Here is a 19,184-nt window from a genome sequence, read left to right as displayed (position 1 = left end):
CGAGTGAAGCGAAGGCACGGGCCCGTCAAATGTCGCGAGGCGTCAACTACACAGGTGGGCGCGCCGGGCTGCGGCGCGCCTCGGACGTATATTCAATTGATAGTGGTGTCACCAAGACCTAGCCCATGCTCATGAGTCGGCTGCTCCTCGCAGCGAGCCGCTTCACGCCACATCGCTGCTTCGAACAGGGCTGCTTCGTCGCGAAGACCTGCCCGAAACTCGTGCATCAGGTAGCTCGCGAGGCGGTCTGCTCGCTCGCTCGGTCGTTCGATTTGGCACCACATGCAAACCCGCTCGAAGATTTCCTGCAAAAAGTTCAAGTCGGACGGGCTTATCCAGGCACTCTCCAAAGGAGCGAACATCTGGACCTCCTCCCTTGAGATTATGCCGCGGGACGCAATACCCTGCCTGTTTGTTCGGATGTGAAACGAGCGACGCCACTCACGGGCAGTTCCGCCTCCAGGCATGCGGCAACGAAGGCTTCACGTGCGATGGCGACCGGAGCCATTCGATTGAGCGCGCGTCGACAGGTTTCGACGGCTCGCTCGTAGCGCTGTCCCCGGCGACGGGGCCACTCGTGCTCCAGAAAATCCAGAGCTTCGAAAACCGATGTAAAGGTGCGATTAGTGCCGTTCTGGAATGTCACCTGCAACGGCACAGACCATGGCATCTCCGGAAGATACATTGTTTTCCTCCTTCCTATCTAACCGGATGAAAGAAGACGAAGATCATCTGGTAATGCAGGGAACGCTTGTCAAGACCCAACAAGCGTAACCCGGCGGCCAAGGCGTATGACTAAATTCCCTTGAACCAATCAGCTTCGAACGTCGCCCCGCGGATACGCGCCTGTGGGCTGTCGTACAGGACGAGCAGTCCATCTTTTCCTTCGATTGAAGTGATGCACATGCCCTCGGGTTTCTCAGCGACCACTCCCCACGCAAATACCTTTGTCGGAGCAGCATCCATCTCCGGGTTCCAGCGGTAGAGGGCGAAGGGGCCTTGGCTCTCTCCAACGGGGCCTGCAATCACGAGAAGGCTTGCGTTCACCCGCGCCAGCTCCCTTACCGCAAGACCGTCCAACTTCAAGAAATGCCGCTTGAGCGAAGCGATGCGGAATCGGTCATCCAAATACAATTCGAAGACGACGGCAAAACCGCCAACCAAGGGGCCCCTCAAACCAACGAAGATCCGGTCGTCAATCACCGCCATTCCTTCGATGTCGATACCGTTTTCCTTGGTGGGCAACTCCCTATAGGGAGACAGAAATAGATCCTCCTCCAACACCTTGCGAAGGTCGACCCTGGTAGGTGTGCGCCCGTCGCTTTCGAACGCAATGCGAGCAAGCAATCTCCTGCTCTTGCGTTCGCGGATTTCCGAATTGAGAAGCTCGTCGGTTTGCGGCTTCCGGCGCACCTTGCAATGAGCGCCGCAGACCCACAGAAAGCCCGATGCAAAATCGAGGGATTCGAGATCGAGCTCATCGCCTTTCTCGCCGGGTATCTCGCTAACCCAATGGTCAATTTTGATACTTCCGGTCAGACTGTAATTGCTATCATGACGTTCCAGGCACGCAATCGTGTGCCCCTCGTCGGAGACGGTCCACAGAAGCGGACCGTTCGCTGCGCATCCCGAAAGGTTCTCGAGAAGCTCAGATGAATGCTCGAGGTAGTCGAGTTCAACTCGGTCTGCCGCATGCAGACCAGCCTTGTTCGCAACTCTCATTGCTACCTCCATTACGGTTCGTCAACGCACGATGGGCACGTCCCACTTTCTCATCCTCAAGCTCTCCTCAGGGCGCTTTCCAGTGCATCAATAGCGACCCGAGTTTTAGTTGATCGATCACCGTCTTCGCGACGCTGTGGTCTAGCGCCGGGCACCCTTCGCTTCTGCCGATACGTCCGTAGCGCTGAGCGAACTGCGGAGAGACATAGTCCGCTCCATGGATCACGATCGAGCGCGACCGAGCCCGGGAATTGGTGTCCTCCAAGCCGTCAAGCGTTAAGGAATATCCGTTTCCCCCTGGTAGGTTTCGGCACAGCGGTAAATTCTTAGCGAAGTGGCTTTGGAGCCCTCGACGTTCGGAGAAGATGTCGGCAATTCCATCATCCGGGGAACCCTCCGAACCGCGGCCATGAGCGCAGAGGTAAGACGATGTCTCACCCGAGCGAACGTCGAAGACGAACATGCGTGGCTTGCTCGAATGCAGGTCGAAATTCACGATACCCCAGTATCTTGGTCTGCTGGCCGCATATCGCTCATTACGCAACGCGATAAGCCGATCCATGGGGACTTCGAGATCGTGCGCGACTGCCATCTGCCGGAGCACTGCTTCATCTTGCCCCGTTTCAAGCAAGCCTTCTCTTGGAAGGAACCGGGCGTCGTGGGAGGGCGGGGCGCTCCTCGAGACTCCTCTGAGCCCGCCGCCGTCCCTATCACGACCAAGCTCTCTCATGATTTTGTTGGCCGCATCCAAAGTATTCTGCAGTTGCGCCAATACCTCCTGAAGGAGATTTGAATCGGTCGTTTGGGCCAGCTTTGCCATGTCCGTTTCCTCATATGTGCTGCGGGCGCCTTAGTCTTCAGGCTACGCTGACGTCGGGATCCGCACGGCCGCCATCGGGAGGAAACGCGACAACCGATCCAGTTTCGACGTCGAGGGGAGTGCCACGGGTGCTTTCACGTCCGTAAACCGGGGTGCCATTCGCCATGAACGGCAACACGGCGAGGTCCCAGTTTGCTTTGGCGATTTCCCGGGCGAGATCCCGGGTCCGGTAGTTACTCGCGCGAATGGCCGGGTTGCTGTGACTCGAGAGCCAGGCGTGTCGAACGTCGACGTATTGCCTGATCCATATTTCTTCGTTGCCCCCTGAAGCAGGCGTGCGTTCCGGGAACCTTTCTCGCAGAAATCCGAGAATGCTCCCGCTATGGATGAAGGAGTCGTATATTCCCAGCAGCGAGAGAGGGCGCCTAAAACCGTTGTCCGCAGCCCAGCGAAGCGCGGGCTGCAGATAGCGCCGGTCGAAAAATAAATCCTGGGTATCGCGCATGACAGGATCTTCGTTCCCAGCGGCCTTCAAGAGGTCCTTGAAAGCCTGATTGTCGACGAGGGCGACGTTTCCGATCTTAACGACATATGGTCTAAGATCATCGGAGTAGCGTCCATTGGCATTCGCGTACATTGCAACCAGTTCACGCAGGTTTCCGTATTCGGTCGTTTGAGACCGGCCGTAAGTGATCTGGCGGATACCGCCGGGGCCGTCGCGATAGATACTGATCGCACCGTATTTTCCAGCCATCGTCCCGGTCTCGTAAACATTGATAACCTGCTCGCAAATCCGGCGTTGCTCACCCGTCAAAACGGTGCCAGCGGTTGCCCGCGGCCGATGCTCCGCACCCTCATGCGCCTCGTCGGGCGGGCCGGAGCGGGTTGCAGGCCCTTTGAGCTGTTCGATCGCCGATTGAAGCGAGAGCGTGACGTCCAAAATTGACTGCAGCAGCCGTGCTGTCTGATCTCCGTCTATCCTCATGGTCTTTTCCTCGGTTGGTTTTCTCCGGGAGGGCATCTTGGCGCTCCTAGATCGCAAATGGTGTCTGGGCGTCGAACACGGGATTCCTGGGGCCGATCGTGAAATGGTTGGGAGATTGCGTGTCAGGCATCCGCTTTAGAATGGCGTCGTGGAAGTCTTTGTAGTTGCGATCGAAGCGCCCATGGTTCCAGACGGTGAGCAGAGCGGCCGTGAACGCTCCGTTGCCAATTCCATCCAACGATTCCTGGTTGTCCTGGCAACCTGATATGAGTCGCACGCTGCACGAGATCGGCGAGTTGGTGGCGCTCCTGACACTCTGCGCTTCCTTGGTAGACAGAGAGCTACCCATACTTGTGTAGAATTCTCGGTTCTGCCGGAACGTCTTGTTGGCGAACGCAGGCGGCATCACTCGCGCAAGGGGAAGCGTCACCTTCGCAATCGCGTCGCTCGCACCGGGCTGAATTGCTTTCACAACGGAGCCGCTGTGGCAGCTATCGGAAAGGACCAGGACCCGAACACCCTCCTTGAATTTCGACCACAGCTCGTAGAGTTCATCGTCGATGAGTTGCGCATCGTAGAGACACCAGGTCTCGTCGTTGGCGTCATCCTCGTCTCCGTTGAAATCGGGAAGCTGAGAGCCATGGCCGGAATAGCTTACAAACAGGATATCGCCGGGAACGAGGTCGTTAGCGGCGCTTTGTATTTCGGCGATCACGTTTTCTCTGGTGGCATCGCGCGTAAGCAGCAGTTTGGCTTGGTATCCGAGACCAGTCGCGATACCATGCATGTCCTCGGCATCGAACTCACACGCACCAAGCTCACCCGACCAGCCCGCATAATGATCCGGATCGACGGCATTGAGACCGATGTGAATCGACCGACCTGTCGGGCCCCCCTTCGCCTTCGCGCTCGGGATTGCGACCTTTCCAACGCTTGCAGGAATTGCAGCGCGGGCTCGTTCGCTGGACTGCTTGGATCGAGCTGCCTTGACCTGATAGTCGACGTCTCTCGTCTTTGCGGAAATCTCATCGATCACTTCAGCGAACTTGACGGCGACCTTTTGGTAGCCGCTGTTCGTAGGATGGAGTTCGTCAAACCACTCGTCGGGGGAAACAGTGTTGCGGCAATCGATGTAATGCAGCCGTGCGGACGTTTGCTGAAGAAGGAAGAGCTTCTCGTTGAAGCGGTCAATCATCACGCGGGCTATCGCGCGTTGAAGCTCTCGGTCCTCAATACCCTTTGATTCCATTGGCTTCCCGAGCCAAGGCCCTTTAGCAGGGCGGGTGTAATCGTAACCATGACAGACAATGTGCACCGACGGGAATTTCTGCGCGATCTGGCGCACGAGCTTTGCGTAGATCCCGATCGCCTCGTCAAGGATCAGGTTGAACGAGGGCCTCAGATGTTGCGCAGGTGACTTGGCAGGGTCATAGTCGAAGAGGTGGGCCGCGAGGTTGCCTCCTGCGACGACGTCATTGCCTCCGCCGCTGAACAGAAAGATCGTGGCTCCCGTGCTCGCGATCGCCTCCATGTACTCGCCTTGTTTGTACATATTGGAAAGCGTGTCCCCCGCCGCGTCCAAGCTGAAGACAGCGTATTTCTGCATCAGGTCGTCGATCACGTCGACATGTTTAAAGGGATACTGGAACCAGCTGTCGCCTTCGGAAACCAGGATGGGGCCATTGTAAGCGCTGCCGACGCGGCTATTGAAGCAACATGCCGTCGCAGGTGCGCGAGGAAATTGGCACTGTTGAGCAAAGCCGCACCCCTTGCTCTCCCCTCTAATGTCGGCGGGACATCGACCGTTTCCGGGTTGAAAGCGAGCACGGGGTTGAAGGGTCCCGAAAGTTCGCGATCCACTTCGAAGTAACGCGCCAATTCCTCGCCACCGACGCCCGGATCGGCCAGCCGCCGGTTTAGATCCTCCAATGAAATCTTGCCTACAACTGTCATCTCGATCCCTCCAATAGGACGACAGGCGCACGTCGGACATCGAAGTCACTGTCGCCAGGACTTCGCTTTGCGTTCACCTCGTATGACCGCGGCACAGCCCCGAGGATCGACTGACCCTCGATTCAAGCGCGAGCGCTTTTTGTCCCTAAACGGACCCTGTCGCCTGGATTCCAACAATTCCGGTGGGCTGGACAAGGGCGCCCTATTGCCATACGTCGCACGGGCGAAACGGCTGGCACGCATGTGCCTAGCCGCCGCGGGCTCATCGCCAGCGGCGTTGCGACTGAATTCCCTTGAACAGCCCAATCCATTTGTCGAGGTACAGTTCACCCCGACATCGCAGCGAAAATGTTCTTATAGAATATGGGGGCTCCCCGGCAATGATGAGCTCGACGGTGGAGGAGGTAATGACCTGCTCGACGGTGGTGCCGGCGATGACCTCCTGAGGAGTGCGCGCGGCTATGATAGGCTGGATGGCGGTGAGGGCGACGACAGGATCGTCCTTCTCGGCACTGGTGGGGCAGTGACCGGCGGCGCCGGTTTCGACACGTTCGTAGTCGACCTTTCGATGAAAACCGTGCCGGTGCGGTTCAACGGTGTTTCCGGCCACGCCCTGATCGATGACGGCAACGACTTCGCCGATCATATCTTCTTCAACAACATCGAGCGGCTGGGATCTTCTCGACGGCCGGGCGGGCGACGACGAACTGTGGGGCGGTAGCGGCGCCGACCGGCTGATCGGCGGTGCAGGCGCCGACATCTTCATCTGGGATCGCGACGCCTCGACAGGGAACGGCATCGACCACGTCGTCGATTTCGATCCGGAGAGCGGCGACGTGCTGCGGTTTAACTGGGCCGCCCAGCGTGAAATGGACGTTCATAACTTCGCGGACTTTCTTTCGGTTGCGTCAGATACCGAAAGCGGCGTCTTCATCTCTTTCGGCGGCCTCGGGAGTAGCGACGGCATCCTGCTTGAGGAAGTGGCTCTCTCCGATCTCACCGCCAGTAACGTCGACTTTTTCGTCTGATCGTAGGTCGAGCGGACTGCGTCCGTGGGCGTCGCTGCTTTCCGAAGAAAGAACTGCTTGACGCGGACTGGTTTGCTGTCTTCGTCAGCTTTCGCTGTCATCTACATCCTGATGTCGCTGACCGCCGCCAATACGTCGAGTTTCGATACGCCAAAGAATCGAGCGTGATTGTTACGACGTTTGCATACGCGCCAGCGAACGCCGCTGCAACTCGTTCGGCGTCCCATCCGGCTAATCTCAGGTCGGGCGAACTGACAATTTGATCTGTAACGCCCGCCAAGCCGCGATCACTCCTCTGCAGGCGCTGCGCGCACGGACGGGCGTGCCAACGACTCGACCAGCTTGGCGACCGCGCCGCGCTGAGTATCAGATGAGATCTTGTCGAACTCGCTTGCCAGCTTCAGCGCTGCAGCACTGACTTTAGGAAGGGGCACGGTGTTCGTGCTCGCATCAATGTCGGCGAAAAATTGCCCGATGCTGCAGTCGAGAGCCTGGGACATGGCGACCAGCTTGCTCGCCGATATCCTGTTTGTACCCTTCTCGTATTTCTGAACTTGCTGGAAAGTTAGCCCGAGTTTCGCGGCTAGTGTCTCTTGGGACATGCCGATCATGTTTCGGATGCGCCTGACGTTGCGGCCAACCGTTACGTCAACTTCGTTTGGGGACTTGGGATTGGTCACAATGGTCTCCTGCGGTATGAGTCGCGATGGGGGGCGGAACTTGAGGCCAGCGCATCTCAGTGTCTACTCCCACAAATGATAGATTGACGCGAAAAAGCTCTGGCAGCGCCGGAGACAGCATTGATGATGGCAGCAACTGCCCGGTGTAGAGTGAGGTCGCCCGCAGACGCGATATATGCTAAACGGTGGCCCTTCGGACGTCGATCACCATGCTGCGATCGCTGTCAGCAGGGTAGCACGCGATCAATACCTTTGTCCCGAGAAGTCCGTGGAAATCTGAGGGCAGCTTTGCCCCAGCAGCGGTAGTGGAACCGACCGCTCAGTAAGTAGGCTGAGAGGACACACTTCAACATTCCGAACGTGGTTCGTCAGGAATGCCCAACGTAGGTTTCGAACAGCCTGCGAAAGAACCTGTCGTAGGCAGGGGTCCTCGGTTTTGCGTCGCACGAGGGCTCGCAGGAATAGCACCCTGTTCCCTTCGACCCGGTTGCGACCGCGGCCATAGCCGCTCGACCAAGCTTCACCCCGAACCTCTCCGATGACTGTCCACCTCTTGGCCTGAGATGCTGTCTGAAGCTGCGCGTAGCACCAAAGCTGTGCCCACACGTTGAGCCACAAATTCCTCAGTATGGGCTGCCTCGAGAATTTTGTCTCGACAATTAGCACTTCGGATGCATCGTGACTCGAATACATCAAGTCCGGCGAGGCCCTAAGTGCTTCACCGCCGACGCGAAGGTGGAGGATCACAAAATGGTTAGTCATGCCGTCGTCGCGCAAATGGAGGCCGTTGTGCGTTAGTGACCAACCCAATCCCGTGTGACGCAGAAAGCTATTGTCGTTGCAGCTCGCGGCAGCCTTCCTCCTCTCCCATAATTCCTTCTCGGCATCTTTCCCATCGGCGATATCTTGTTCGTTGCCTTTGAGACCGAGCTCCCGCGTACAAGCGAAGCTAAATGGACCACGGAGCAGTCTTATGACTTCGACAGCGACACGAATAGGCAAACGGGAAACCCGGTAGATCGTTCGCTGAGCCCGCTCGGCAACGATCGCCGAGGTCACCCCCCGTTATTTTGGGCTCAAAGGTGGCGCACCATGGATCGCAACATTTCAAACTTTCATTCTCATGACGCATTCGACGCAGCGGCTCTCATAACGGCAGCGCGGTAGCGCGCCGGTCGGTATCACGATCCGGCAACGACCACCTCCTGAACATTTTTTGAACCGTGTTTCACCGCTGCCCAATGGCATGCGAAGGAAGAAGTCTGCCATGCGTATTCCCTCATTCGCGTTCACAGCGCCCTTCATTTCCCTGTCTACCGACGTAATGGCGATGCTCGGCGCACCTGTCGATTTTTGCAGACGCTGTCTGCAGAATTGGAAGCCGGCAGCCTTCTTTCTACCCGCAGCATTCTGAACAATGGAGCTAGGTCCGTCCAAATTCTCGACGTCGCGATCCTTTTGGGGTGGGCTTGGAATTCCAAGCCCCTGGCATGCCGGGGACATACCCGAAGGCCGGCATTCTGATTGACGAAATAGCGGTTCCACTATAAAACAGGTGAAGAGTGACGACAGACGGTGCGGTAGACGTAAAAGAGGTGATCCATCTCGGGCAGGCGCTGAAAGCGTACCGAGCGATGCCAAGAACGGTGCGGGAAGGCTCCGACAAGCTGATCACGGCAGTCCAGAACGGAAAGGTCCTCCGCAAGGAAGACAAGACCGAACTCAACGGCCAAGTTGGTGGGGATTTCCGAGCTTCGGTTCGCGTTCCCGAACATTACTTACCTCACGTGCTATGCGGCCGAGTTCGAGGAGGTGATCTTCATCCTCCACGCCGGAAGCAAGCAGTCGCATAAGGGCGGCGAAATTCCGGGCGAGGAGATCGAAAGCCTCTTAAAATGGAAGAGTGCCGAGGAATACTACAGCCTCCATCGGACCGAGCTAAAGGAGAGGTTTCAGGCAAGGCGTCTCAACAGAGCCAGACAGCCAAAGGATGTCTGCTGATTGGAGCGAAGGAAATGGCGAAACGCGCGAAGCCCCAAATTGCCGACGATGAATTTGTCATCGGCGGCGGCGACTATCTCAAGGACCGCGGGTATGCCGATCCCGCCGAGACCCGCGCCAAGTTCTTCATGGCAAACCAGATTGCGGTCGCGCTTGAACAACGAGGTCTGTCACAGGCCGCGGCCGCAAAGGTCGCGGGGCTGAAGCAACCCGACGTCTCCCGCATCGTCAATGGCAATGTAAAAGACTACTCGGTTTGGCGTCTTCTGACCGTGTTGAGGGCTCTCGGTTACGACATCTCCATTGAAGTTCAGCGTTTGGAGCAGGGGGGTGGGCACATCTCAGTCCGCAACAGAGCCGATGAGGGGCAGTCAATCACGTTGGCGTAAGCGCGGGGCGTCGCTCCCAGGGGACCCTGTTCCGCGGGGGGGGCGTCGAGTTATATCTGATTGGACTTTAACAGGTGGGGACGCTGACGAGTGGTGGAGAACGGAAGTCTTTCCGAAGGCAATGGAGCCGTCAACTGGACTCGGGGCTGGTTGCGACTTTGGATCGCCGCTACGCTCTTGTGGATCATTGCGTTTGCAGCCGTCCTCATCGCAGCGCCGGACGTGGCGTGGCGTCTACGCGACCCAGGCACGGAAACCGTTGCCCTCCCGCCTTGCGGGTCGGGTCAGCTTGCCTGCGACCCGTGGGAGCGGAAATGGGAAGAGGGCGACATACCCGCAGGAGCGATATTCGGACCCGATAACATCACGTTGCCGGGTCCGTTCTCGCCGGGACCCGTGGCAGCAGTTGCGTTGGGACCGCCTGCCGCCGTCCTTGTTCTAGGCTGGCTGCTGGGATGGGTGGCCGCGGGATTTGCGAGGACGCCTGCACGGAAATGATCGGTGGCTGGTTTCTGTTCCTGAAACCTTGGCCTTGATGCCCTTCAGCTCCCAGTTCTCCACACATGATAGCGACGCGCGTATCTATGACGCTGAAGCTCCGCGACGGACGCTGTGGTGCAAGCCCAAACCTCGGATGACACTACGTCAGCGGCATAATGATGCCGCGATATCCTTATTGCTTGAACGTCTTAAATGGCGACATCCACGATGGGCAGATCTTGCCACCGAGTGAGAAATCGTCCATAGGTTGCGCGGGCTTGCGGTATTCCATGCTGCGCACCCAAGTTCTAGTCTATCGTCTTTCTACGAGTGTCACATGACAGTCCGCAAGGTCGCCCTCATCGGCAGCTTTCGAGTGGAGAATTATCCTAGCGTTCAGAGCGCGCTTCGGATTTTTACGTCTCATGGCTTGGAAGTGCTATCGCCATCAGGAGCGGAAATAGTTTCCGGTCGAGAGTTCGTACGCTTTTCCAGCGACAGACCCGATGCGTCCGATGCTGCGATACAGACGGAAACTCTCGAGAAAATATTCTCCGCAGACGCCGTATACGTTGTCACGGGCAAGTGTGGATATGTGGGAAAGACCACCTGCTACGAAATCGGTCGTATTGTCCAACGTGGACAGCCACTCTATTTTTCCGAGATGCCCGACGATCTACCTATTCACGTGCCGCCGGCGCATGTAACCTCTCCAGAGGACTTCGTGCTACGGTTCTTTGTAAAAGGCGAGTCTGCATGTGGACTTTTTCAAGCAGGGGTTGGAGAGATATTTGATGGAGAACGTCGTCTCACAGGGCTCTCACCCGTCGTTGAAGGAGCAACGGCCGTTCCAGCGTAGGTTTGTCATCTGCGGAAGTATGGCCTTTGCGCCGCAGATGGAGCGCATTGCTCAGCACTTTGCTGAGCGGGACATCCTCGCAATCCCGCCCGACGATGTAGATCTTACCGCGGAATATGGAACTCAGGCGGAATACAACCGATTTAAGCGCGGGGCTTCGATAGCCCATATCAGGAAAATACGAGACCCACGGACGATCGGGATTTTAGTTGCGAACTTCGAAAAACACGGACGACGCAGCTATATCGGACCAAATAGTTTCGCTGAAATAGCGATAGCCTTCGCCGGAAGAAAGCGGGTGTTCGTCCTGGATGGAATTCCGCGGGACTACGCTGATGAACTCAACGCCTGGGGCGTTGTGGACCTCAAAGGCAATCTGGACACTGCGTGCGACCTTTATAGAGAAATATGCCTCAAGGACCGAAAACAACTCAAGCTTCCCTGGTCCTGAAACCCGGTTCTATACGGCACCGCAAGTTATTCTTGCATTTCTTCGACATACATTTTCTTGAGGAGCGCGGAACCTTCGCCTTCTCGGAAAAAGCCGTGGCCGAAATGGACCTTGCCGTCCGGTTCGCCGTCATGCTCGGTTCAAGAATCTTCTTACCTGCCGCGTCATACTACGAGAACGCTCTGGCGGCCAAAATACTCCGCCCTTTTTTGGATTCCGAGGTCTCCGATCTTTTCACGTTCGTGGGTGGCGGCAGTTCGCTCGACGAGTTTCGGTTGGGTAAAATAGAGCAGTATCGGCAAGGCTCCGCGCAATACGATGCATACTCCCGTGAGACGGAACAGTTGATCGGCTGGACAAAGCGACAGCGTAGCGCGACCAAGGACATCGCCCGATCCTGGCTGGATACGCCACCGCATGACGATGCATACGACTTCCTTCGTCCCCACCTTGGGAGCGAGACCACTAGCGCGCACTTGGAACGACTATGGCAGGAAGTGCCGGAGAAACTGGGAAGAGAAGCCTTTATTGTCGAGCACGTCATTCCGATGCTCCCGGTCGATGGACGCAATCTGGCAGTCAAGAACTTCTTTCATGGACGTATCAACGCGTTCTACTTCGAAAGCTACACCAAGGATTTCAGTGCCGCGGTCTTTCAGAATATGAACTTGTCCGGGGGTATTAGCATCCCTTCCGGCGCGCCTTCTGACGACATAGATTTCTTGGCCCTGCTCAAGATGTCTCGGACAAGCGGGCTACTGCAAAGAATACGCGACTGCGATATCTCGCGACTTGAATCCATCACCTTCGATCCAGCATTCCAAGAGGTTTTTGCCATGTCTCAGACGGACGGCGCAGCAGAACGCATTATAAAAGACGCCGAAGTGTGTGATCTTGCGATCCTCACGGCCCTTCCTAAAGAACGGGAGGCCGTGGAAGTGGTTTTTGGAAAGGGAAAAACTCTTGAGGTCGATGGCGACCCCCAGTTGTATAAAGAAATATTTGTTCAGATCGCCGGCAAGCGCAAACGCGTCATTCTCGCTGTATTACCGACGATGGGCAACGCCAGGGCAGGCGTGACGGCTGCGAATTTCTTCCGCTCCTTCAAGACCAAACATGCATTCATGGTCGGCATTGCAGGCGGCGCACCACTACCAGGAACGCCCCTTGAACATGTTAGGCTCGGCGACGTGGTAATTGGCCAATCTGTCTTCGAATGGGACCACGTCAAGCGAACCGCAGGAGGAGAAGTCACTTACCGCGATTCGGATCAGCGACTTTCTCAAAAGATCTTTCAGCTTGTTGCCAACTTCAAGTCAGAGAAGACGAGCTTCGACTCGGATTGGCTCGCGTTTCGTGAGAGAGCGCTCACGGAGTTCGGATTGGATCTTTCGAATCTGCCTCCAGACATCCTCCACGCAGCGGACGATTCCCTCCTGCAACATCCAGATGACGCACGGAGGAAGCTTGTTCCATCCATCGTGCACTTCGGCAAGATCGGTTCCGGAGATACCTTGCTAAAAGACCCGGTCATACGAGACGAACTCCGCGAGAAGCATGGCGTCCTGGCGGTTGAAATGGAAAGCGTCGGGCTTCGGGACGCGGGGTGGGCCCACGGGGCCGAGGTAGCGGTAGTGAGGGGCATCGTAGATTATTGCGACGCCCACAAGGATGACAGGTGGCACATGATTGGAGCCTTGTCGGCCGCAGCTATGACGCGCTTCCTTTACGAAAAGATCGTGGAGGCGGAACCTCGCTGATCGTGTTTGGCCGCTTCGTTGGTCATCCGGGTAAGCGCAGGATCGCCGTCCGCGTTCTCAACGTTTCGCTTTGCCAATCGGACGTCGTAGTCGACTTCGCGAACGGCCGCCCTCGCGACAGGCGGGAAAATGAATGGCCGCGGAGGTTGCGAGCGCTTCCTCACTGGCCTGATTGTCTCGGTCGATTGAGGAGGCGGTTTTGCCAACTCCTTTGTCGTCTCTAGTCCAGACACAATCGCGGTCTACGGAGGCCTGGTCGGTTACGTCGTGGAACACGCCAGCGATGACTGGCGTGCCGTCAGTTGGGAAAGATCTGATCGAGCCGAAGAAGCGAGATCTAAGCTCCCGTGGCCGTACGTTGAGCTTGTTGGATAATCGATTGCGTTCACGGGGTTACCTACACGACCTAATCTAAAAAGCGAGCGAATCGGCACTTCCACGACCGGCCCCGGAGTTTTCGTCGCCACCCGCTGCGCAATAGCATCGTTCCTTGCCTGCGTGTGAGAAGCTGCTGGCGAAGGCGCAGAAGCGATGGGACGATCGAGGGGCAAATGCCCGCCATTTCCGGCGTTGCCGATGTCGAGATTTTCGTGCTGCCGACCCTCCATAATCGCTCTGACGAGGAGACTCGCCTTTCCAACAAAGCTCCAGATGACGATCTCGCTATTTCAGGAAAGCCTCGTGCGGGCCGATGCCATCCCTCCGGTGAAGGCGGCCTAAATACACTCGGTGACGACTAGGAGCCCGGGCGAAGCGAACGCGACGGCGGCACGCGGTCCATCTCTTCTGGGCAATAATGCCCATAACCAGCCGCATGATTGTCAGGAAAAGGCAACTGCGGGAACCTCAACCTCAGGCCAGGAAACACGCGCTTGAGGAAGCTCGGTCTATCAGCGGCCCATAGCTTGGGGAGGAAACCATGCATACTCACACGGACATTGGTCGACCGGCCACGTTGGCAAACAAGCCAGCGGCGGGCGACGTCGAAGGAGCGTCGGTGTATGTCGCCGCCGAGGAATTCCGCGAAGCCCTGTCGAAGATCGCCTCGACGGTCTCAATCGTCGCTACCGACGGACCGTACGGACTGGCCGGCTTTACCTGTTCGGCCGTGTGTGCGGTGACTGACGACCCGCCGACGGTAATGATCTGCGTCAACCGCAAGAGTGCCGCCAACGCGGTCATCAAGGCGAACGGAGTGCTCTGCGTGAGCAGCCTCGGCGCTGATCAGGTCGAGCTTTCACAGATGTTCGCTGGCGTCGGCCGGGTCCCGATGCACGACCGCTTCGAGGGGGCGCACTGGGGCGTGCTGACAACGGGTTCTCCCTACTACACCCGCTCGCGCGTGGCCCTGGATTGCCGCGTCGCAGACATCCGCGAGGTCGGCACCCACAGCCTCATCCTCGGTGAAGTGCTCTCCACCGCGCACAGCGCCGACGAAGAGCCGCTAATCTACCACCGTCGCGCCTATGCAACGGTTCGCAACATCGCCTGACCAATCTCAGCAGACTAGAGGAGGAGAAGACAATGCTACGCACCGGTACGCAATATCTCGAAGCTCTCAACGACGGCCGCGACGTCTGGGTCGGCAACGAGAGGATAGACAACGTAGCCACGCATCCGAAGACGCGCGATTACGCCCGCCGGATCGCCGATTTCTACGACCTGCATCACCGCGAGGACTTGCAGGACATCATGACTTTCGTCGATGAGGGCGGCGTCCGCCGCTCGATGCAGTGGTTCGGCCACCACAACAAAGACGAAGTCCGTCGAAAGCGCATATACCATGAGACCGTCATGCGCGAAGTCGGCGGCACTTCGTTTCCGCGTTTGCCCGACGCGAACAACTACCCGTTGCTTACTTACGTCGACGATCCGCAGCCTTGGGAGACCTCGGCGATTGGCGCGGAAGGCCGCGATCTGGCGCAGAACATCACCGACTTCTTCCGGTTCGCGCGAGACAACGACCTGAACTGCACGCCGCAGTTCGTCGATCCACAAGCTGACCGGTCGACTCCGGATGCTCAGGCGCGCTCCCCGGCGTTGCGGGTGGTGGAGATCAACGACCAGGGGATCGTTGTCGATGGCGTCAAGGCAATCGGCACGGGCACCGCGTTCGGAGATTGGATCCATATTGGCGTCTTTTTCCGCCCCGGGATTCCGGCCGAGCAGGTAATCTTCGCCATGACGCCGGTGAACACCAAAGGCGTGACGGTGGTCTGCCGCGAGAGCGCGGTGAAGGATGACGTCGTCGAACATCCGCTCGCCTCCTCCGGCGACGAGCTCGACAACATGACGATATTCGACCACGTCTTCATCCCTTGGAAATACGTGTTCCACATCGGCAACCCGGATCACGCCAAGCTCTACCCACAGCGCGTTTTCGACTGGCTGCACTACCACGCAATCATCCGGCAAATGGTGCGCGCCGAGCTGATGGCTGGCCTAGCCATCCTCATAACCGAGCATATCGGTACGGCGAAGATCCCCGCCGTGCAGACGCGGGTCGCTAAGTTCGTTGGCTTCCACCAAGCTATGATCGCGCATGTGGTGGCATCCGAGGAGCTTGGGTTTCTCACCCCCGGTGGGCACTACAAGCCGAACATTCTCCTCTACGATTTCGGCCGGGCATACTATCTCGAGAACTTCTCCTCGATGATGTATGAGCTCCTCGACCTGTGCGGCCGCAGCGCGCTTCTCTTCGCGACCGAGGGCCAGTGGCAGGACGGCAAGCTGGGGCCATGGCTGAAGCGCCTCAACACCGGGCCGAATGGCCAGCCGCACGACCGACTGCAGATCGGCCGGGTAATCCGCGACCTCTATCTCTCCGATTGGGGTGGGCGGCTCTTCATGTTCGAGAACTTTAACGGTACGCCCCTCATGGCTATCCGGTCGCTGACCATGCAGCGCGCGGAATTTTCCGGCGCTGGCTACTACGCGCAGTTGGCGCGCAAGGTCTGCGGCATCGAGTTGAAGCCCGAAGAGGCGACCGAATACTCCGCCTCGGCCTCCTATGCGCGGGCACAGGACGCCGGAGCCCCGGTCGGTTTCGGGTTCACGCCCCCGGGGCGTCCCAACGGCGCGATGGCGGAACACGCCTGACGCTCGCACGTATCAAGACCCCGGCGCGTGTCGCCGGGGCAACCGATCAAGGATGCTGCAATGTCTTACGTCACCGAAACGAACATAACTGATGTCGTGCTTGAGCGCTGGAGCGCGATACCCCACCCACGACTGCGAACTATCATGCAAGCCATGATCACGCATTTACACGCCTTCGTCCGTGAAGTTGAGCCGAGCGAGGAAGAGTGGCTGACCGCGATCCAGTGGCTCACCCGCACGGGCCAACTTTCGAACGAGAAGCGGCAGGAGTTCATCCTTGCCTCCGACGTGTTCGGTATCAGCATGCTCGTCGACTGCATCAACCACCGGCTTGACAGCGGCGCGACACCTACCACCGTGGAGGGTCCGTTTCATGTCCACGGCTCACCCCCGTTCGAGAACGGTGCCGACATTGCCAACGGGGCGCGGGGTGAACTCTGCTTTATCACCGGTACGGTTCGTGACCTCGAAGGCCGGCCGGTCACCGGGGCGACCCTCGATATATGGCAGGCGGACGGCGACGGTCTCTATGAGGCCCAGCGCGCCAGTGCCGAACCGTGGATGCGCGGAGTGTTCCAATCTCAGGAGGATGGTTCTTTCGTAATGCAGACCGTGCTGCCGGTCGCGTATTCGATCCCGCTGGATGGGAGCGTCGGCGAACTGATGGGGCGCACCGAGATCAGTCCGATGCGGCCCTCGCATGTGCATTTCGCCATCGAGGCCCGCGGCTTCCGGCGGCTCGTTACGCACATATTCAAGAAAAGCTGCCCGTATATCGAGACTGACGTCGTCTATGGCGTGAAGGCGCCGCTGATCGCGGAATTTTGCCAGATCCCGGCCGGCACCCGGACCCCTGCCGGGCGGCTCGCCGACCAGCCATTTTGGCTGCTCGAATACGACTTCGTGCTCCAACCGACCTCGGCCACTAGAGCCTAAAGCCCCGTGCCGGCGCGTAGGCCTGATCTGGCAAAGCCCGGCTGCAGCAAAGTTGACCATACAACCGAAAGGATAAATGATGAAAATTCTCACTATCAGCGGCAGCCTGCGCGAGCGCTCGTTCAATACCGCGCTGATGCGTGCGTTGCCGAGCCTAGCGCCTGATGAGTTGCGCTTTGTAGTGGCACCGCCCTTCGACCGAATCCCGCTCTACGACGCCGACTTGCAGGCGAAGGCGATACCCACTGAAGTTCTCTCTCTTGGCGAGGCGATCCGCAGTGCCGACGGCGTGATTATCGTCTCGCCGGAATACAATTGGACGATCCCCGGCGGCCTGAAGAACGCTCTGGATTGGTTGTCTCGGCTCGAGACGCAGCCATTCAAGGACAAGCCTGTCGCTATTCAATCGGCAACCGGCGGTCCGCTCGGAGGCGCGCGCATGCAATATCACCTGCGCATGGCGTTGACCTTCCTTAACGCAGCGACATTCGGCACGCCCGAGGTCTTTGTCGGTCTCGCGCAGACCAAGTTCGACCCAGAGACGCTGGAACTCAAGGACGAAGCGACGAAAAAGATCGTATCCGATCAACTGTCCGCCTTCGCCAAGTTCGTTGCGCGCCGGGGGACGGAGCGGGGAATTCCGTCCGCCGCTTAGCTGGATGCCCGTTCGCGTTCCCCCGGCCTCCCGTCCGGTTGCCAAGAGAGTTTCGGCCTCTGGTTCGAGAAAATGATGAGGGTCAAGGGACACCACGCGCAACCCTCCGGGATCGGCCAAGGTCTGGCCAGTCGAACGTCGCAACAGGCGGCTGGCCGGGCCGGGGCGGGGAGCGGGACATTACGTGGATCAAGGGGGGAGCATGCTAATAAGTGGAGCGGAAAGTCCGGCAGTGTTTCCGGGCACGGTGGTATCTGTTGGCTCGTTTGACGGCGTTCATCGTGGTCACCGGCAGCTTCTGCAAAACCTTCGCCGCATAGGCGAGCGGATGGGACTTCCGACCACAGTAGTTACTTTCGACCCCCTGCCACGCAGCGTGGTTCATCCCGACCGAGAGCTGCCGCTTCTGTGTAGCCTGCCCACGCGCCTACGACTAATCGCCGAGACCGGCGACGTTGACCAATGCTGCGTTCTATCGTTTGACGAGCGGATGATGCGCTGTCCCGTTGAGGAGTTCGTTCTCGATCTGTTGGTAAATCGGTTCAGTATGCGTGTCCTTGTAGTGGGGGAGAACTTCGCCTGCGGCCGCAACAGGCAGGGGGACATTGCGTTTCTAACGGAACTCGGCAAGCGCCACGCCTTTTCAGTCGCGCCACAACCGCTCTACACCCCGCCGGGCGTCAGTCGCTGCTCATCGACCGAAGCTCGCCGACTGGTAGAGAAAGGCGAGCTTGCCGAGGCCGCGCGCCTACTAGGTCGGGCCCACGAGATCAGCGGCGTAGTCATTGAACGGAAGGAGAAGCGTGGTCGCACGATCCTCCAGGCCGCGATTGACTGTAACCTGCACGCGCCACCGCCGGCGGACTATTTCGGCGCGATCAGCGTTGGGAACGGAAGCGCGCCCTGGCGGCAGACGCTAATCACAATCTCGGCTCCCTTGGTCTCGGGGCGGCAGCATCGAGCGCGGCTCGTGGTTGACGAAAGGGACGAGCTTGACGTTGGTGCTCCATTAGACATCCGCTTCCTCCACTGCGTAACACGAGATCGTTCCAGCCGAAAAAGAGGACAGGCCATTATGCAGCTGGAAGCAAGTTGCGAATGACCCTTCAACTTTTCGCAGCCTCGTGTCTGCAGCGTTAATCGGCATGCGCATTGCGGCTCCTAATCATGAGTAGCAGTAGTAGTAAGTCGATGATTGAGCGCCCGGTTACGCCGTCGTCCGGACGAACGCACTCGGATTCTTGATCCAATACAGCGATAAACAAGGACGCCAAAATAGCGCGGCTCTACGCAAGGCACCGCTACCGAAGCGTATCGCATCAGGCCGGCCTTTCGTGAACTCTCTCTCCCCACAGCGATGGATGGC

General features: G+C 58.3%; 20 protein-coding genes. 12 read left to right on the top strand and 8 right to left on the bottom strand.

The features are described 5' to 3' along the window. Positions 1 to 92: 92 nt before the first annotated feature. From IB265_RS14440 to IB265_RS36705, 7 genes are all read right to left on the bottom strand, one after another. Positions 93 to 362 (bottom strand): hypothetical protein, encoded by a 270-nt coding sequence (locus tag IB265_RS14440; RefSeq protein ID WP_192371225.1) that lies wholly within the window; start codon positions 360 to 362, stop codon positions 93 to 95. Positions 363 to 382: 20 nt separating this feature from the next. Next, a complete protein-coding gene (locus IB265_RS14435; RefSeq protein ID WP_192371226.1) occupies positions 383 to 685 on the bottom strand; it encodes a DUF982 domain-containing protein in 303 nt (100 codons plus the stop codon). A 110-nt stretch (positions 686 to 795) separates the two neighbouring features. Continuing rightward, positions 796 to 1,722, bottom strand: a complete 927-nt coding sequence (locus IB265_RS14430) for a DUF3616 domain-containing protein (RefSeq protein ID WP_192371227.1) — start codon at positions 1,720 to 1,722, stop codon at positions 796 to 798. A gap of 67 nt (positions 1,723 to 1,789) precedes the next feature. Then, a complete protein-coding gene (locus tag IB265_RS14425; RefSeq protein ID WP_192494859.1) occupies positions 1,790 to 2,542 on the bottom strand; it encodes a murein L,D-transpeptidase catalytic domain-containing protein in 753 nt (250 codons plus the stop codon). Positions 2,543 to 2,579: 37 nt separating this feature from the next. Beyond that, a complete protein-coding gene (locus IB265_RS14420) occupies positions 2,580 to 3,527 on the bottom strand; it encodes a chitosanase (protein ID WP_192371230.1) in 948 nt (315 codons plus the stop codon). Positions 3,528 to 3,573: 46 nt separating this feature from the next. Next, a complete protein-coding gene (locus tag IB265_RS37570; protein WP_309140333.1) occupies positions 3,574 to 5,148 on the bottom strand; it encodes a caspase family protein in 1,575 nt (524 codons plus the stop codon). Beyond that, entirely contained in the window at positions 5,145 to 5,480 is a 336-nt protein-coding gene (locus IB265_RS36705) for a hypothetical protein (RefSeq protein ID WP_192494858.1), read from the bottom strand. The genes IB265_RS37570 and IB265_RS36705 overlap by 4 nt, the downstream gene beginning before the upstream one ends. A gap of 82 nt (positions 5,481 to 5,562) precedes the next feature. Here IB265_RS36705 and IB265_RS37750 point away from each other — a divergent pair, with 82 nt between their 5' ends. Together IB265_RS37750 and IB265_RS14400 are read left to right on the top strand one after the other, a co-directional pair. After that, positions 5,563 to 6,201 (top strand): hypothetical protein, encoded by a 639-nt coding sequence (locus tag IB265_RS37750; RefSeq protein WP_375293065.1) that lies wholly within the window; start codon positions 5,563 to 5,565, stop codon positions 6,199 to 6,201. Next, positions 6,101 to 6,508 (top strand): hypothetical protein, encoded by a 408-nt coding sequence (locus IB265_RS14400; protein WP_192371232.1) that lies wholly within the window; start codon positions 6,101 to 6,103, stop codon positions 6,506 to 6,508. The genes IB265_RS37750 and IB265_RS14400 overlap by 101 nt, the downstream gene beginning before the upstream one ends. A gap of 287 nt (positions 6,509 to 6,795) precedes the next feature. On the opposite strand, the gene IB265_RS14395 is transcribed toward IB265_RS14400, so the two are convergent. Then, positions 6,796 to 7,188, bottom strand: a complete 393-nt coding sequence (locus IB265_RS14395) for a helix-turn-helix domain-containing protein (protein WP_192371233.1) — start codon at positions 7,186 to 7,188, stop codon at positions 6,796 to 6,798. 1,737 nt (positions 7,189 to 8,925) lie between these two features. On the opposite strand from IB265_RS14395, the gene IB265_RS14390 reads away from it, so the two are divergent. The 10 genes from IB265_RS14390 (at position 8,926) to IB265_RS37745 (ending at position 18,920) form a co-directional block, all read left to right on the top strand. Then, positions 8,926 to 9,189 carry a hypothetical protein gene (locus IB265_RS14390; RefSeq protein WP_192494857.1) on the top strand — a complete coding sequence of 88 codons (264 nt, stop codon included), beginning with the start codon at positions 8,926 to 8,928 and terminating at the stop codon, positions 9,187 to 9,189. A gap of 14 nt (positions 9,190 to 9,203) precedes the next feature. Next, entirely contained in the window at positions 9,204 to 9,578 is a 375-nt protein-coding gene (locus IB265_RS14385; RefSeq protein ID WP_192371235.1) for a helix-turn-helix domain-containing protein, read from the top strand. A gap of 1,274 nt (positions 9,579 to 10,852) precedes the next feature. Then, positions 10,853 to 11,368: a hypothetical protein gene (locus IB265_RS14380; protein WP_192371236.1), complete on the top strand. Its 516-nt coding sequence runs from the start codon at positions 10,853 to 10,855 to the stop codon at positions 11,366 to 11,368. Positions 11,369 to 11,400: 32 nt separating this feature from the next. After that, positions 11,401 to 13,128 (top strand): hypothetical protein, encoded by a 1,728-nt coding sequence (locus IB265_RS14375; protein WP_192371237.1) that lies wholly within the window; start codon positions 11,401 to 11,403, stop codon positions 13,126 to 13,128. A 551-nt stretch (positions 13,129 to 13,679) separates the two neighbouring features. Next, positions 13,680 to 13,868 carry a hypothetical protein gene (locus tag IB265_RS14370; RefSeq protein WP_192371238.1) on the top strand — a complete coding sequence of 63 codons (189 nt, stop codon included), beginning with the start codon at positions 13,680 to 13,682 and terminating at the stop codon, positions 13,866 to 13,868. 179 nt (positions 13,869 to 14,047) lie between these two features. After that, positions 14,048 to 14,620, top strand: coding sequence for a flavin reductase family protein (locus IB265_RS14365; protein WP_192494856.1), 573 nt, complete (start codon positions 14,048 to 14,050; stop codon positions 14,618 to 14,620). A gap of 32 nt (positions 14,621 to 14,652) precedes the next feature. After that, the gene (locus IB265_RS14360; RefSeq protein ID WP_192371240.1) at positions 14,653 to 16,227 is read left to right on the top strand and encodes a 4-hydroxyphenylacetate 3-hydroxylase N-terminal domain-containing protein; all 1,575 of its coding nucleotides are present in this window, start codon (positions 14,653 to 14,655) and stop codon (positions 16,225 to 16,227) included. A gap of 60 nt (positions 16,228 to 16,287) precedes the next feature. Further along, on the top strand, positions 16,288 to 17,163 hold the full coding sequence (locus IB265_RS14355; protein ID WP_192371241.1) for a dioxygenase: 876 nt from the start codon (positions 16,288 to 16,290) through the stop codon (positions 17,161 to 17,163). Between the two features lie 79 nt (positions 17,164 to 17,242). Continuing rightward, positions 17,243 to 17,818 (top strand): NADPH-dependent FMN reductase, encoded by a 576-nt coding sequence (locus tag IB265_RS14350; protein WP_210334493.1) that lies wholly within the window; start codon positions 17,243 to 17,245, stop codon positions 17,816 to 17,818. Positions 17,819 to 18,020: 202 nt separating this feature from the next. Further along, the gene (locus tag IB265_RS37745; RefSeq protein WP_246812739.1) at positions 18,021 to 18,920 is read left to right on the top strand and encodes a hypothetical protein; all 900 of its coding nucleotides are present in this window, start codon (positions 18,021 to 18,023) and stop codon (positions 18,918 to 18,920) included. Positions 18,921 to 19,184: the final 264 nt, after the last annotated feature.

The sequence above is a fragment of the Ensifer sp. ENS10 genome (genome assembly GCF_014852025.1).
In the GTDB taxonomy this organism is placed as follows: domain Bacteria; phylum Pseudomonadota; class Alphaproteobacteria; order Rhizobiales; family Rhizobiaceae; genus Ensifer.
The sequence above is the reverse complement of the archived record's forward strand: the minus strand, read 5'-3'. Positions and strand labels throughout refer to the sequence as shown.